Annotated in this window: 11 protein-coding genes and 1 tRNA gene; 4 read left to right on the forward strand and 8 right to left on the reverse strand. The window is 52.1% G+C overall.

Annotated elements, in window-relative coordinates:
• Nucleotides 1-193 precede the first annotated feature (193 nt).
• On the forward strand, nt 194-2,404 hold the full coding sequence (gene katG, locus J1779_RS14680) for a catalase/peroxidase HPI (protein ID WP_217204094.1): 2,211 nt from the start codon (nt 194-196) through the stop codon (nt 2,402-2,404).
• Between the two features lie 245 nt (nt 2,405-2,649).
• Here katG and J1779_RS14685 read toward each other — a convergent pair whose 3' ends face one another.
• The 3 genes from J1779_RS14685 to J1779_RS14695 form a co-directional block, all read right to left on the reverse strand.
• Nucleotides 2,650-3,681 (reverse strand): methionine synthase, encoded by a 1,032-nt coding sequence (locus J1779_RS14685; RefSeq protein WP_122095463.1) that lies wholly within the window; start codon nt 3,679-3,681, stop codon nt 2,650-2,652.
• A gap of 27 nt (nt 3,682-3,708) precedes the next feature.
• Nucleotides 3,709-4,692, reverse strand: coding sequence for a DUF1852 domain-containing protein (locus J1779_RS14690; protein WP_217204095.1), 984 nt, complete (start codon nt 4,690-4,692; stop codon nt 3,709-3,711).
• A gap of 332 nt (nt 4,693-5,024) precedes the next feature.
• The gene (locus tag J1779_RS14695) at nt 5,025-5,585 is read right to left on the reverse strand and encodes a TetR/AcrR family transcriptional regulator (protein ID WP_217204096.1); all 561 of its coding nucleotides are present in this window, start codon (nt 5,583-5,585) and stop codon (nt 5,025-5,027) included.
• A 157-nt stretch (nt 5,586-5,742) separates the two neighbouring features.
• Between J1779_RS14695 and J1779_RS14700 the strand changes: the two genes are divergently transcribed.
• On the forward strand, nt 5,743-6,525 hold the full coding sequence (locus tag J1779_RS14700) for an SDR family NAD(P)-dependent oxidoreductase (RefSeq protein ID WP_217204097.1): 783 nt from the start codon (nt 5,743-5,745) through the stop codon (nt 6,523-6,525).
• A gap of 713 nt (nt 6,526-7,238) precedes the next feature.
• Here J1779_RS14700 and J1779_RS14705 read toward each other — a convergent pair.
• From J1779_RS14705 to J1779_RS14715, 3 genes are all read right to left on the reverse strand, one after another.
• Nucleotides 7,239-7,314 (reverse strand) — tRNA-Asn (locus J1779_RS14705).
• Nucleotides 7,315-7,457: 143 nt separating this feature from the next.
• Nucleotides 7,458-8,234: a DgsA anti-repressor MtfA gene (gene mtfA, locus J1779_RS14710; protein ID WP_056780536.1), complete on the reverse strand. Its 777-nt coding sequence runs from the start codon at nt 8,232-8,234 to the stop codon at nt 7,458-7,460.
• A gap of 171 nt (nt 8,235-8,405) precedes the next feature.
• Nucleotides 8,406-9,941 carry an EAL domain-containing protein gene (locus J1779_RS14715; RefSeq protein ID WP_238485169.1) on the reverse strand — a complete coding sequence of 512 codons (1,536 nt, stop codon included), beginning with the start codon at nt 9,939-9,941 and terminating at the stop codon, nt 8,406-8,408.
• A 226-nt stretch (nt 9,942-10,167) separates the two neighbouring features.
• Between J1779_RS14715 and J1779_RS14720 the strand changes: the two genes are divergently transcribed.
• On the forward strand, nt 10,168-11,181 hold the full coding sequence (locus J1779_RS14720; protein ID WP_056780532.1) for an alpha/beta fold hydrolase: 1,014 nt from the start codon (nt 10,168-10,170) through the stop codon (nt 11,179-11,181).
• An 86-nt stretch (nt 11,182-11,267) separates the two neighbouring features.
• Here the strand turns inward: J1779_RS14720 and J1779_RS14725 are convergent, their stop codons facing one another.
• The gene (locus J1779_RS14725; RefSeq protein WP_122095459.1) at nt 11,268-11,774 is read right to left on the reverse strand and encodes a phenolic acid decarboxylase; all 507 of its coding nucleotides are present in this window, start codon (nt 11,772-11,774) and stop codon (nt 11,268-11,270) included.
• 160 nt (nt 11,775-11,934) lie between these two features.
• Between J1779_RS14725 and J1779_RS14730 the strand changes: the two genes are divergently transcribed.
• Entirely contained in the window at nt 11,935-12,831 is an 897-nt protein-coding gene (locus J1779_RS14730; protein WP_217204099.1) for a LysR family transcriptional regulator, read from the forward strand.
• Nucleotides 12,832-12,855: 24 nt separating this feature from the next.
• Here the strand turns inward: J1779_RS14730 and J1779_RS14735 are convergent, their stop codons facing one another.
• Entirely contained in the window at nt 12,856-14,484 is a 1,629-nt protein-coding gene (locus J1779_RS14735; protein WP_217204100.1) for a phosphoethanolamine transferase, read from the reverse strand.
• Nucleotides 14,485-14,844 lie beyond the last annotated feature (360 nt).

Here is a 14,844-nt window from a genome sequence, read left to right on the forward strand (position 1 = left end):
CGCGGGCAGATAAGCCGCTGTCATTAAGGGGTTATTCTATAATCAGTGATGGCATTATTTTGATGAAAAAACCCGCAGGCACTGCACAAAATTCTGAAGGCAAGATCTATCAAATACATAGGGTGATTCAGATGTGACTGGTTTCAATCCGCGTATAGAGTAGCAATGAGACTACAAAAACAGGAGTGTGAGCATGAGCAATTCCATTGATGAAGAAGCAAAAGACGCAAAGCCCATTGTTGAAGCAGAAAGAGAAGCATCCGCCGGTAAATGCCCCTTCCATGAAGGTAATACCAATAAATCCTCCGGCGGTGGCACATCCAACCGTGACTGGTGGCCCAATCAGCTCAGGGTTGACCTGCTAAATCAGCACTCGACTCGTTCCAACCCGCTGGGCGAGACGTTTGATTATCGTAAAGAATTCGCTAAGTTAGATTACTCTGCACTCAAGTCCGATATCAAAGGGCTGCTCACCGAATCTCAGGCCTGGTGGCCCGCCGACTGGGGCAGCTACATTGGCCTGTTCATCCGTATGGCGTGGCACAGCGCCGGGACGTATCGCTCCGTCGATGGACGCGGCGGATCAGGACGCGGTCAGCAACGCTTTTCTCCTCTCAACTCCTGGCCGGATAACGTCAGCCTCGATAAAGCGCGCCGCCTGTTGTGGCCGGTGAAGCAAAAATACGGTCAGAAAATTTCCTGGGCAGATCTCTATATTCTGGCGGGTAATGTCGCGCTGGAAAATTCCGGTTTCCGCACCTTTGGTTTTGGTGCCGGTCGCGAAGACGTCTGGGAACCGGATCTGGACGTGAACTGGGGTGACGAAACCACCTGGCTTGAACACCGCCATCCTGAAGAACTGGCAAAATCTCCGCTGGGCGCAACGGAAATGGGGCTGATTTACGTGAACCCGGAAGGTCCGAATCACAGCGGTGATCCGGCTTCTGCCGCTCCGGCCATCCGTGCCACCTTCGGCAATATGGGGATGAACGACGAGGAAATCGTCGCGCTCATCGCCGGTGGTCATACGCTCGGTAAAACGCATGGCGCTGCATCTGCCACCCACGTGGGTGTTGATCCCGAAACCGCACCGATTGAATCTCAGGGCCTCGGCTGGGCAAGCAGCCACGGAACCGGCGCGGGCGCAGATGCCATCACCTCCGGTCTGGAAGTGATCTGGTCGCAAACCCCGACGCAGTGGAGCAATTACTTCTTCGAAAACCTCTTCAAATATGAGTGGGTGCAGACCCGCAGCCCGGCGGGGGCTATTCAGTTTGAAGCCGCCGATGCACCGGACATCATTCCTGATCCGTTCGACACGTCAAAAAAACGCAAACCGACCATGCTGGTCACCGATCTGACGCTGCGCTTTGATCCTGAGTTTGAAAAAATTTCACGTCGTTTCCACGGCGACCCGCAGGCCTTTAACGAAGCTTTTGCCAGGGCGTGGTACAAACTGACTCACCGCGATATGGGGCCAAAAGCGCGCTATATCGGGCCGGAAGTGCCAAAAGAAGATCTCATTTGGCAGGATCCGCTGCCGGTCCCTGTGTATCACCCGACCGTTGCAGAGATTGCGCAGCTGAAGGAAAAAATTGCGGCTTCCGGTCTTACCGTCAGTGAACTTACGTCGGTCGCCTGGGCTTCGGCTTCGACTTTCCGTGGCGGCGACAAACGCGGGGGCGCGAACGGTGCCCGCCTGGCGCTTCAGCCACAAAGAGGGTGGGAGGTGAATGCCACGGCGGCGCGTGTACTGCCCACTCTGGAATCCATCCAGCAGTCCACCCGCACGGCCTCACTGGCGGATGTGATCGTACTGGCGGGCGTGGTCGGTGTTGAGCAGGCAGCGAAAGCGGCTGGCGTTGATATCGAGGTGCCATTCACTGCCGGTCGTGTGGATGCCCGTCAGGAACAGACGGACATTGAGTCCTTCGAATTGCTGAAACCTAAAGCCGATGGTTTTCGTAACTACCGTGGCAGTTCGGCCAATGCCTCGACCGAAAATCTGTTGATCGACAAGGCCCAGCAACTGACGCTGACCGTGCCTGAATTAACGGTGCTCGTCGGCGGATTACGCGCGCTGGGGGCAAACTATGACGGCAGTCAGCTGGGGGTTTTCTCGCAAAAAACCGGCGAACTTAACACGGATTTCTTCGTCAATTTGCTCGACATGCGCACCGAATGGAAAGCCACCGACGGAACGGGTGAACGTTTCGAAGGCCGCGATCGCGTCAGCGGAGAGGGTAAATTCATTGCCTCCCGTGCCGATCTGGTGTTTGGTTCGAATGCCGTATTACGTGCAAATGCCGAGGTTTATGCCAGCGCTGATGCTAAAGAGAAGTTTGTGAAAGACTTTGTCGCTGCCTGGACAAAAGTGATGAACCTGGACCGGTTCGAACTGTAAACGTAAAGGCAGGATCGTAAAGGGTAGTTATTACCCTCAAAAGCCCGCTCAGGGATAACTGAGCGGGCTTTTTAACAGGGAGATTACGCTGTCAGAGAGGGGATCCGCCGTTTCCGCCGTTACCGCCAGCGCCGACAGAAGCAGTATTGGATTTTTCCGGAAATGGCGTTTCGGTGGTGAAGTGAGCCTGAATGGGGATCGCACCACCCTACAGGCTCTCTTCAAACATCAGACGGGTGGCGAAATTATTTCGCCAGAAGCTCTTTGCGGACGATTTCAGCGCCTGCACTTAAGGCATCCAGCTTGCCTCTTGCCACGCTGCGAGGCAGGGGGATCATGCCGCAGTTAGTGCAAGGATAGAGCTTGTCGGCGTCTACAAACTGCAGCGCTTTGCGAAGGGTGGCGGCGACTTCTTCCGGTGTTTCGATGTTATTGGTTGCCACATCAATGGCTCCCACCATTACCTTTTTACCGCGAATAAGTTCCAGCAGCTCAATGGGTACATGGGAGTTCTGACATTCCAGTGAAATAATATCGATATTAGATTTTTGCAGCTTTGGAAAAATCTCTTCATATTGTCGCCATTCGGTGCCCAGCGTTTTTTTCCAGTCTGTATTGGCTTTAATGCCATAGCCGTAGCAAATGTGGACAGCCGTTTCACATTTAAGCCCTTCGATAGCTCTTTCTAAAGTGGCAATGCCCCAGTCATTCACTTCATCAAAGAAGACATTAAACGCGGGCTCATCAAACTGAATAATATCGACGCCCACAGCTTCTAATTCTTTGGCTTCTTCATTGAGAATTTTAGCGAATTCCCAGGCAAGTTTTTCGCGACTTTTATAGTGGTTATCATACAGCGTATCGATCATGGTCATCGGCCCTGGCAGAGCCCATTTAATTGGTCGTGTGGTTTGCTGACGTAAAAACTTAGCATCTTCGACAAAAACCGATCGCTGGCGGCTTACCGGCCCAACAACTGTCGGCACGCTCGCTTCATAACGATTACGAATTTTAACCGTTTCGCGTTTTTCGAAATCAACGCCGCTGAGGTTCTCAATAAACGTCGTGACAAAATGCTGACGGGTTTGCTCGCCGTCGCTGACAATATCAATACCTGCCTGTTGCTGATCTTCCAGACACAAACGCAGGGCGTCCTGTTTGCCGTCAATTAATTCCTGATCCTGCAATTTCCACGGGGACCAAAGCACCTCAGGTTGTGCCAGCCAGGAAGGCTTAGGTAAACTGCCGGCAGTCGATGTCGGTAATAATTTTTTCATAACAGGTGACCTTATATTTTTTTATAATCAAAGAACAGTTTGCGCAGACCATTGTTCAAGAACGGATTGATAGGGTTTAATGAAGTTCTCTTCAGTAAACTTCCCTTGCTCAACAGCCAGCTGGCTACGTTCTTCCCGATCGTAAACAATGCGTGTTAAAGAATAATCCTGATAATTCAGGCTTGGCTGATACTGTATTCCGGCCGCAGAATTAGCATTGTAAATCTCAGGGCGGTAAATCTTTTGGAAAGTCTCCATCGTGCTGATGGTGCTGATCAGCTCAAGATTTGTGTAATCACTGAGTAAGTCGCCGGTAAAATAGAAGGCTAAAGGTGCCACGCTGTTTTCAGGCATGAAATATCGCGCCCGCAATCCCATTTTTGCGAAGTATTCATCGGTCAGAGAAAGTTCATCCTGCTGATATTCGATACCCAATACAGGATGTTTCACGCCGGTGCGATAATAGGTGTTTTTGCTGGAGACGCTCAGGCATATCACCGGTTTCTTATTGAAGTTATCTTTATAGGTGTCTGAGTTGACGAAGCATTTAAATATATCCCCATGCAGTTCTCCAAATTTCTCAGGAAGACTGAACGCGGATTGGGTTTTATTGTGCGCGGGCAATAAAACGCTAAAATCATAATCCCTCACATAGGAGGAGAAATTATTCCCTAAAATACCTTCAATACGCTGACTGGTGTGTTTATCCACGATATTTGTTTTCAGTATTTCAATCACCGGGAAGGAGTCTGAGCTGTCCTCGCCGGAAATAGTTAACTGAACAGTAATGATATCAAGTTCAACAGAATAGCGATCGCTCTTCGGGTTATCCCAGTGAGCCAGAGAGTTGAAGCGGTTATCGATCATCACTAAGGTGTTACGCAGGTTATCCTGGCGTTTCTCACCCCTTGCCAGATTAGCAAAGTTGGTGGTAATACGCGTATTTTCCGAGGGGTTATAATCTTCGTCGAAACGAATGCTCTTAATAGCAAAGGTAATATTTTTATTCATTGTTATCTGATATCCCGACATCTGATATGAAACCTGTTTTGATTGTTTGCTTTTCAGGGCTTCTCAATTTTATTTTCAGATTTACCTTCAGCAGCCTCAAAATTTTCTATAGTTAATAACCGTGTATAATTTATGCCTGAGTCGCTGACTAAGGAAAAGTGATTTAATTTCACTGAACATGAACGATTTTCATGATCAGGGGACAGATGTTCAGCTTCTCATGACAGTTCTTCACGCCTCCCGGACATAAGAAAACCCGCTCAGATTTCTCCTTACGGGCTTTTCAGCACTCATTTCGGCGCAGCCACGTGCACAAAGCAGGGCCGGAAAGATCACTCCTCGCTGACGGCCTTATTGAGAAGGCGCGCGCGGCACACCTCGAGGATCTCATCAGCCAGTGCCGAATCATCGGGGCAGGCGCGGGAGAGCACCAGAGCGCCAACAAGATGGGCCATGCTGTCGATAAGGTCAGCGCGCGTTGCGCTGTGCGGGCCACGTTCACTGGCTAACAGGGCCAGCTGCGTTTCAATGCCTTGCGCAAATGCAGCTTTGATTGGCGCGGGCTGACGCGCGGTATCTGCCCCCAGCGCCGACATGACGCAACCCTTGCCCATGGAATCACGGTGCTCCCGGGAGAGGTAATTCTCCACAAATTGCTCACGGCTGACCCCCTGGGTACTTTCTGCCGATCGCATAAAACCGCAGCTCATCGCCTCCGACATCAAATCCGCCTTGGAGGCAAAGTGTTTATAGAACCCGCCGTGAGTGAAACCTGCCGCTGACATCAGTTCCGCGACGCCAACACCGTCATAGCCCCGTTCGCGAAACAACACCGAAGCCGTTTCAACAATGTGTTTGCGGTTTTCACGAACCTGCTCTTTTGACACTTTCATTTTTGCCCACCTCCCGAAAATTCATGCCTCAAGTATACATTGATGATAACCGTAATCAAACCGATTGACTTTTTAGATTACGATCACCATCATTAAGTCTGTACTTTGGCCGCGCACTGGCGGATTTTGTTTACCCACCAATAAAGAAGATCAACTCATGACCAAATCATCAGTCCTCATTACTGGCGCCTCGACAGGCATCGGCTCTGTTTACGCAGAGCGTTTCGCCCGCCGGGGGCATAACCTTGTTCTGGTCGCCCGCGACAAGGAAAAACTCGACACTTTAGCCGTGCGTCTGCGGCAGGAACACGGCGTGGCTGTCGACATTCTGCCCGCTGATCTGACCCAACCTGATGCACTGGCGGCTGTCGAAACCCGTCTGCGCGACGACGCGCAAATTGGCATTCTGATCAATAACGCGGGCATTGCGCAGTCGGGCGGTTTTGCGGAGCAGACCTCTGAATCCATTGAACGGCTGATTGCGCTGAACATCACAGCTCTGACGCGGCTGGCCAACGCCGCGACACCGCGTTTTGTGCAGGCGGGAGAGGGTGCAATCGTCAATATCAGTTCCGTCGTCGGGCTGGCTCCGGAATTTATGATGTCGGTGTATGGCGCCACTAAAGCCTACGTGCTGTTCTTATCGCAGGGATTGGATCTGGAACTGTCATCCCATGGTGTGTATGTCCAGGCGGTGCTGCCAGCCGGAACTTATACGGAAATTTGGGAACGCGCAGGCATTGACGTGACAACGTCACCTAAAATGATGCAGGTAGATGATTTAGTGGATGCCGCACTGGTCGGTTTTGACCGTCGCGAAAAGGTGACCATTCCGCCACTGCAAAACGCCGCACACTGGGACGCCCTCGACGGTGCGCGTCAGGCGCTGATTTCAGACATCAAACAAGATGAACCCGCAGCGCGATATAAATCCCTTTAATTAGGAAAGGTTCGTTGTGCAGGAGAACAAATGGTTGGCACAAGGGATGAGTAGCGTGTTTTTTGTTCCAGACAGGCTATCACGGGCATCAGGAGCGGATTTAACCAGAAAGCGTGAGCGCGTCGAAATGAATCTTAAAGTGACTTAAAAGGGGAAGTGGCCTTCCCCTTTAGATGCGTTTTAACCGGAGAGTTAACTCACCAGGTTAATCAGTCGTAAAAGGGCTAAAAACAGCTCCAGTACGACGATGATCACTGACAACATGTTCATCCGCGTTCTCCACATAATGCGGAGCGCAACACCAGTACCTTACCCTTACATTGCCTGTCAGTACGGGTGTACAAGTGTTAGATTGTATAGTCGCACTCCAGACTGGGGCACTGCTTGCGGCACCACCCGTCTGGCAGTCAGGGCTTTAAAATAGGTAAAGCCTGAAGCACGACAAACCTAACGGCCTGTATTATTAATGAGCATCCGTGGGTTTGCAACGGGTATTGAAGAAAGCTATAATCTCGTCGTTAGATTGTATGGTCGCACGTCGCTGCTTCACGATTACCTGTCGTTAAGGGCGAAAAATATAGAACCCCGTCTCACCAGCGGGGTTTTTTATTGTCTGGAATTTGGTTTCTCCGGCATCCCGATTTTCGCCGAACGAAAGAAAAGCGGAAAAGCAAAAAGCCCGCTTAAGTTTCCTTAAGCGGGCTTTTCTAATATGGCTCCTCTGACTGGACTCGAACCAGTGACATACGGATTAACAGTCCGCCGTTCTACCGACTGAACTACAGAGGAATCGTTTGAACGGGGCGGATAATATCCAGAGGGCGCCGGGGTGTCAACGCAAAATTCAATAATAGCCGCTGACTGCTCAGCATCTAATCAATACGGCTGAAAATCATCATCAGCGCCATCAAAATATGGGGTCAGCCGTCAGATTAACAATCACAGCGTTGTCCGCGACGTTGCCGTGCCAGCGGGTCTTGCTGATAAAAACGGGTGAAATGGCCGTAAACCAGCGGAAACCGGTCAGACAGCAATTCTGGCGCACTAAAGAAATATTCAGAAAGTACGGCGAAACACTCGGCGGCGTCGGTTGCTGCGTAGGCGTCCATGCTGGCAGCCTCTTCGCCTACGGTGTCGATTTCATCCTGCAGATTTTGCATGGCGGCCTGCAAATCATGCTCCCAGGCAACCACGTCACGCAGCGGAATGGGCGGAATGCCGCTGACTTCGCCGCCGTTACGCATATCCAGTTTGTGCGCGGCTTCGTGGATGATCAGATTAAAGCCAGAATTGTCGAAGGAGTCTTCAATGTCCTGCCAGTTGAGGACGATCGGCCCCTGATCCCAGCTTTGTCCGGCGTGGATTTGCGTTCCGGCGTGGATCAAGCCGTTCTCGTCCTGCCACGGGGTATCGACCACAAAAGGAGAGGGATAAAGCAGAATCTCATGAAACCCGTCGAGCCAGGATGCGCCCAGCTCCATGACCGGCAGCGCAAACAGCAGGGCGATGCGCGCCTGCATTTGTTCGGTGAGCACAATGCCCTGCAAGGGCACCAGCCGTTTTTGTTGCAGCAACTGGCTGGCGATGCGTATCAGACGTTGTTGCTCTTCGTCATTGAGAGAGGACAACAGCGGAATGTTCAGGGCGTCGTTCCACGCGTCCGATCTCTCAATTTTCAGCTCATTTGCTTTCCACGGCCACTTAATCATCATTTTGCTCGCAAAGTGATCATTTGATTTATCAGTGCCAGCTAAGCCGAAGTCACTCCAAAACAAGTAACTTCAACAAGTTAGCGTCGGACTGCACAGATTCTGAGAGGATGTTACACATCCGCTCATTTTAAGCAAAATGCGGGATCCTCTTATAAGACATAGCTCACGTTATTCTTTAAGCCATTTTTCGATGAAAGTATTTGGCGCAAGGGGCTTGCTGAAAAAATAGCCTTGCAGGAATTCGAGCTGATACGGCGTCAGGTAATCGACCTGTGCCTGTGTTTCGACACCTTCAGCCACGATAATCAGGCGCAGACGTTTTGCCAGATCGATGACGTTATCGACGATGTGCCCGGCCAGTGCGTCGGTGCCGATTCGGCCAATGAAGCTCTGGTCGATTTTTAGGATATCGATGTGGAAATTTTGCAGATACGCCAGGCTGGAGTGGCCGGTGCCAAAGTCATCCATGGCAATCAGGACGCCCATCCGGCGCAGCGAGCTGAACAAGCTGTGGGTGATGTCCGTTTGTTCGATCAGTTCGCGCTCGGTAAGTTCCAGCACCAGATGCACAGGGTTTTCTTTAAAGGCGTCGATGAACGCTTTGCAGTCTTCCACCAGCGTCAGATCTTTAAAGTGACTGGCGCAGATGTTAAACCCGAAATGGAAGCCTTTCGGCAACTGCGCGGCCATCGGACCAAACTGATCGCGCACCTGCGCCATCATTGAACGGGTCATCGGCACAATTAATCCGCTTTCTTCGGCAAGCGGAATGAACTGGTAGGGCGGGATCAGCCCGGAATGCGGATGCTGCCAGCGCATAAGCACTTCGCAGCCGGTGATTTTATGATCCGTGCCATCCACCACCGGTTGCAGCCAGGGAATAAACTGTTTTTTCTCCAGCGCCGTTTTCAGTGCGGTGACCGGCGTGCCAAAACGGCCAAGCAGCCCGTAGGTCATGAACGCCACAAATAAGCCGACCAGCGGAAAGAGCACCAGACTGGCGGTGGCGTAATCAAAGATGTAACGCCAGTGATCGCTGCCGCTGATCACCAGGCGCATCTCATAAGGGTAACGCTGAGACGCCAGCGCCATTCTTTCGCCTTTCGGCCAGCCCAGATCACGATGAATTTTGCCCTGATTATCCATCCACTGGTCGCCGACCTTCAGAACGAGAAATTTTTGCTGGCTGAGTAAACGAAGAATGTTGTGCAGGAAATAGCCGTCAACGCCGACCAGAACGCCCTGGCCGTTTACGTCGTGACGATAGGCGATCAGCGGATGATTTGGCGTTACGGCATTGCCGCTCATCAGCATCAGTTGTCCGCCAGCGTAGTGGCCTTTCGAAACGAAATCGATCTTCTCGCCAAACAGGGAGGTGCAATAAATGGTGTCGCCGGTATAGAGATTGACGGTGCGCACATTGGGCACTTTCGCCACCTGCCAGCGCAGAGCCTGAATCGTCTCCTCGGTACAAGGGGCGCCGATCAGATTGTTGACGGTATCGGCGGCGACGGCGGCATTGTCGAGGGTCATATCCACCATGTAGACCGATTGCGCCAGACTGGCGGCGTGATCTTTGCGCAATCCCTGTGAGGTCTGCCATGAAATCGCCAGCGTGCCCAGCGCGGCGACCAGCAGAAATGCCAGCACCGACAGACAGAGTCGGAATCGCGGCCGGTATAGCCAATGTACGGATAAGGCCAAAGGAGTGTCCACCTTAGGAATTTGTGAAGGCTTACTGTTTTTAATATAACGCATAATCAGCGAAATCTGCTGCAAACCTCGGGTAATAATGAGGGAAATCAATCTCCCACCTACCCGATGCTCATGCTGAAAAGTCAGTTCGTGCGGTTTCAGTTTTATTGAGGGCCTAAAATTTGTAGCATAAGCGTTTACGCCGCCTGTCAGAAAACGACATCAGGACGAACACATGCCTTCCCGCTTTTCCATACTTCTCTGCGCTGCTGTTATCTCTCTTTCCGTCAGCGGTGCTGCACTGGCCGCCGATGCACCAAGCTACGGGCCACAATTACAGGGGTTCGATTACCCGTTTCCGCTCAAACAGTTCTCGCTGAATTCGCAGGGCGCGCCGCTGCAGATGGGCTATCTGGACGTGTCGCCGGCAGGCCACAAAAACGGACAGACCGTGGTGCTGATGCATGGAAAAAATTTCTGCGCCGCCACCTGGGGCGGGACGATTTCGGCACTGGCGGCCAAAGGCTATCGCGTGATTGCGCCTGATCAGGTGGGGTTCTGCTCCTCCACCAAACCCGGACATTATCAGTACAGTTTTCAGCAACTGGCGATCAACACGCATGAGTTACTCAAAAGCCTGAAGATCAGCAAAGCGGTGATCGTCGGGCACTCTACCGGCGGAATGTTAGCTACGCGTTACAGCCTGATGTTCGCGCCGGAAGTGTCGAAACTGGTGCTGGTCAATCCCATCGGGCTTGAGGACTGGAAAGCGAAAGGGGTGCCATACCGCACCGTGGATCAATGGTATGACCGCGAGCTGAAAACGTCGGCAGAGAGCATCAAACAATACGAGCTGAAAACGTATTACGTAAACAAATGGAAACCGGAATATGACCGCTGGGTGGATATGCTTGCCGGTCTGAACAACGGGCCGGGGCATAAGCTGGTGGCATGGAATTCGGCCCTGATTTACGACATGATTTTCACGCAGCCTGTGTTCTACGAATTTAAGAATTTACGTGTCCCCACCACGCTGATGATCGGCACGTCTGATACCACGGCCATTGGCAGCGACATCGCCCCGGCGGCAGTGAAAGCCAAAATTGGCAACTATAAAGTGCTCGGTAAACAGGCCGCCAAGCTCATCCCCCATGCCAGGCTTATCGAATTCAAAGGATTGGGGCATGCGCCGCAAATGGAAGAACCGGAAAAATTTAATGCCGCTCTGCTGAAGACCCTGGCGAACTGAGGCCGCAAGCATCATAAAAAAAACCGCAGCCTGCGTCAGGGCTGCGGTTTTTTATGGTTTTGCGTTTCGACATTCTGCTTCGGCGATTAACGCAGATTGTCCGGGAAGTTAGCCGGTAACTCGCTGGCTGCGCAGTCGATCACGGTGTCATTGTTCGCGCCGCAATCACGGACGAAAGTGATGGTCGCGAATTCATCAATCACTTCGGTCGGATAGGCCGGACCGGCATCGCGGTAAGCATTCATCAGCGGAATATGATCGTTCTGGAAGCAGACGGTTTTTTCCGGATTGTTCATGACCCAGCGCGGGAAGAAGATGGTGCCGTGGAACACGTTATCGCCAAGATTCACAATCAGGCTGACGTCAGTACCGGTAGGCTCGGTCCACGAAATTTTGTAAACCTCTGATGCCACACGCACGATGTAAGCTTTCTGGTCTTTCACCCAACGGTTACCCACCAGGCCACTGTGAATACGGTAATCCAGTGTCTGTGCGTTTTTCACATAGATTTCATAGTTCCAGCCGTTATCGTAGGTGTAAACCACATGTTTACCAACGAAGCCGCTCAGGTCATTTTTATCAAAGTTACTCATGGTGAATCTCCTCAGGTTTTCTGGATGAAACGTGTGTTTCGTTTCGATGAAAGAATCATACCCCTGGTAAATCTGATAAAAAAACGCTGATTTTCGATAAAAACAATCGGTTTATTAGATGTATTATGCGGTGACGAATTGCACTGCACAGGAGACAGATATGGCGCTGCCGAGAACCACACTTGAACAATGGGTTGTGTTGCAAACGGTGATTGAGCAGGGAAGTTTTGCGCAGGCGGCCACGGTGCTGAACCGCAGTCAGTCATCGGTCAGTTATGCGTTGAGCGGCTTGCAGGAGCGGCTCGGGCTGCCGCTGCTGGAAATTACCGGGCGCAAAGCCACGCTGACCGAACAAGGGCGAGCCCTACTGGCGCAGGCGGCGCCGCTGATCTCCTCTTTCCTGCAACTGGAGCATCGCGCGGCAGGCTTGCGCGGCGGGGTGCGCACGGAGCTGAGTCTGGTGGTGGACAGCGTGTTTCCTAAAAACCTTTTGTTCCGTGCGTTGAAATGCTTTCAGCAACAGTTTCCCGATACCCAGGTGCATCTGACGGAAATTCTGCGGGGTGAAAGTCCCGGCCAATTAAATGAACGATCAGCAGATTTGTACCTCACCACGCTGGCGCCGGAAAATGCGATACACGGACGGTTCCTTCTCGATGTGGATTTCGTGCCGGTGGCGAAAAGCGATCATCCGCTGTTACAACTGCCGGTGCCGCTTTCCGCTGAAGATCTGGCGCGCTTTCCGTTAATTACGGTGGCTGACCGGCGCTCGCCGCGAAGCGACAACCGCGCAGCGGGTCAGGCGGCGAACTGGACGTTTACCACGGTGGAAGCGGCGATGGAGGCGATATCAGTGGGCGTGGGTTACGGCTGGCTGCCGCTGGGAAGTGTTGGCCCGGCGCTGGAAAGCGGTGTGCTGAGCAGGCTGACGCTGTCGGCCCGCACGGTGCGGCAAACGGCGTTGTATATGGTGATGGATAAAGAATCACAAAACTTTGACCAGACGGTGCATGCCCTGTCGCAAAGCATTCTGGCGGCGTGTGGCCTGCTGCCCTGAAACGCCGGGCAGCAGGTGTTCAGATTAGGGTTTTTTGCAGGCCGCGAGGAGATCAAGCTGCGGATCCCGTACGCTGGTCTGAACGTTCATGGCACTGAGTACGGTGTGGAACAGATTATCCTGCGACACATCGTCCTTCGCGGCATGAGCTTGCAGGCATGACACATCAATACCCTGCGCTCTGGAATAGCCGTCAGATAACCAGAACAGCATAGGCACATGCGTCTGCTCGGCGGGCGCGACGCTGTACGGCGTACCGTGCAGGTACAAACCATTTTCCCCCAGGGATTCGCCGTGATCGGACAGATAAATCACCGCCACGTTGTACTTATCCTGATATTGCTTCGCCTTTTCAATGACCTGTGACACCACATAGTCGGTGTAGTGCAGGGTATTGTCGTAGGTATTGACCAGCTGCTCCTGCGTGCAGTTTTCAATGTCACTGCGCGGGCAGTCTGGCATAAATTTACGGAATTCCGGCGGATAGCGTCTGGAGTAGGTCGGGCCGTGGCTGCCGATCAGATGCAGGCCGATCAGCGTGTTCCTGCCATCGGGTTTGATGTCCTCATCGATATTTTGCAGCAGCGCCATGTCGTAACAGGTGTCGCCATCGCAATATTTACCGTCTTTTTGAGTATTGAGGGTGACGTTAGGCACGCGGTCACAAACGCCTTTACAGCCTTCGTCATTGTCTTTCCAGAACACGGAGACGCCCGCTTTATGCAGAATATCCAGCAGCCCTTCGCTGTTGCGCGCCCGGTTGGCGTCATAGCGGGTACGTTTCATGTCCGAGAACATGCAGGGCACCGAAATCGCCGTGGCCGTACCGCAGGAGGTCATGTGCGCAAAGAAGATCACATCGGGCATGGCCTGAGTGTATTCATTGGTCGGTTTCGCATACCCGTTAAAAGACTGATTCTGCGCACGGGCGGTTTCGCCGATCACCAGAAACACCAGGTTGGGTTTCTCGCCGGGCGTCTGCACCAGTCTGGCGTCGTTTCCGAGGGTCTGAAACGGCATTTTTGGCGTGAAGTAACGGTGATTCATGTACTGGAAGGCGCTGTAGAGGTAATTAGTCGGCACGATTTCCAGATTCAGGGTGCGGTTGTTACGGCCAACGGAGGCGTAATCTTTGTAGAACACCCCGGCGATGGAGGCAACGATCGCCAGTGACACCAACATCGACACCAGACGCACGCCCAGACGACGTAAACGCGTCTGATCATAGCTGACGGGCGTGAAGAAAAGCACAATCGCCGGTAATACGCCGGTAAAGACAAACCACAGCACCACTTGCAGATTCAGATACGAAGACGCTTCGGCAGACTGCGTCTCCAGAATGTTTTCGATCATCCCCCGGTCAAAGACCACCTGATAGGTCATCATGGCAAAACTGGCGAGGGCGCTCACCGGCAGTATGATGATGAAGAAAGGTTTAAGTAACGGGCGGAAGCTGAACGGCATGAACACAAAGTTCAGCGCAAAGAAAAGTGCCACGGGGATGGTCAGTGCGAACGCGAGGCTGTAGGCAGGCAGCGCATGAAGAATGCGGTAAAAGTGTAACAAGATTGGCAGGTTAACGATAAACGTAAAATATAAGCTGAGCAGCAAAGTCAGCCAGAAGTAGCTGATCTTCGGAAATAAATGGCGCAATGAAAACTCCCAAAAAACTGAAGGATGCAGGCGTTAACGGACTGAAACCATAACGCACATAAATGAATTGTCGTGAATCATAATATTGCTAGCTTAAGAAAGCCTTAATAGAAGTGTCACAAAGGGTTCACAGCTCACATTTTTCAGAAAGGTTCAGAAAATAAATAAAATATAGTTGGCAGGGTTTCGCCCCCGCAACCCTTATGCTGGGCGGCATAGCAGGGGAGTTGCGCAAAAAGCCATCAGCCTGTTTATACCTTTCTGAGTGCGACTTCCGACTCATTTTGATCTTCCCGCTGATTAATCCTCCCAGGTTTAATTTAACACTGACGATTTTGCGTCCGGCCTCTGCATGCGGAG

Origin of the sequence: Rahnella rivi, assembly GCF_019049655.1 — a bacterium.
Lineage (GTDB): Bacteria > Pseudomonadota > Gammaproteobacteria > Enterobacterales > Enterobacteriaceae > Rahnella > Rahnella rivi.

Excerpts from the sequence above, each read along its gene's own strand:
- J1779_RS14730 (WP_217204099.1), top strand. The coding sequence starts at position 11,935 with ATGGCGCTGCCGAGAACCACACTTGAACAATGGGTTGTGTTGCAAACG.
- J1779_RS14700 (WP_217204097.1), top strand. The coding sequence starts at position 5,743 with ATGACCAAATCATCAGTCCTCATTACTGGCGCCTCGACAGGCATCGGC.
- katG (WP_217204094.1), top strand. The coding sequence starts at position 194 with ATGAGCAATTCCATTGATGAAGAAGCAAAAGACGCAAAGCCCATTGTT.
- J1779_RS14685 (WP_122095463.1), bottom strand. The coding sequence starts at position 3,681 with ATGAAAAAATTATTACCGACATCGACTGCCGGCAGTTTACCTAAGCCT.
- J1779_RS14720 (WP_056780532.1), top strand. The coding sequence starts at position 10,168 with ATGCCTTCCCGCTTTTCCATACTTCTCTGCGCTGCTGTTATCTCTCTT.
- J1779_RS14725 (WP_122095459.1), bottom strand. The coding sequence starts at position 11,774 with ATGAGTAACTTTGATAAAAATGACCTGAGCGGCTTCGTTGGTAAACAT.
- J1779_RS14695 (WP_217204096.1), bottom strand. The coding sequence starts at position 5,585 with ATGAAAGTGTCAAAAGAGCAGGTTCGTGAAAACCGCAAACACATTGTT.
- J1779_RS14690 (WP_217204095.1), bottom strand. The coding sequence starts at position 4,692 with ATGAATAAAAATATTACCTTTGCTATTAAGAGCATTCGTTTCGACGAA.
- mtfA (WP_056780536.1), bottom strand. The coding sequence starts at position 8,234 with ATGATTAAGTGGCCGTGGAAAGCAAATGAGCTGAAAATTGAGAGATCG.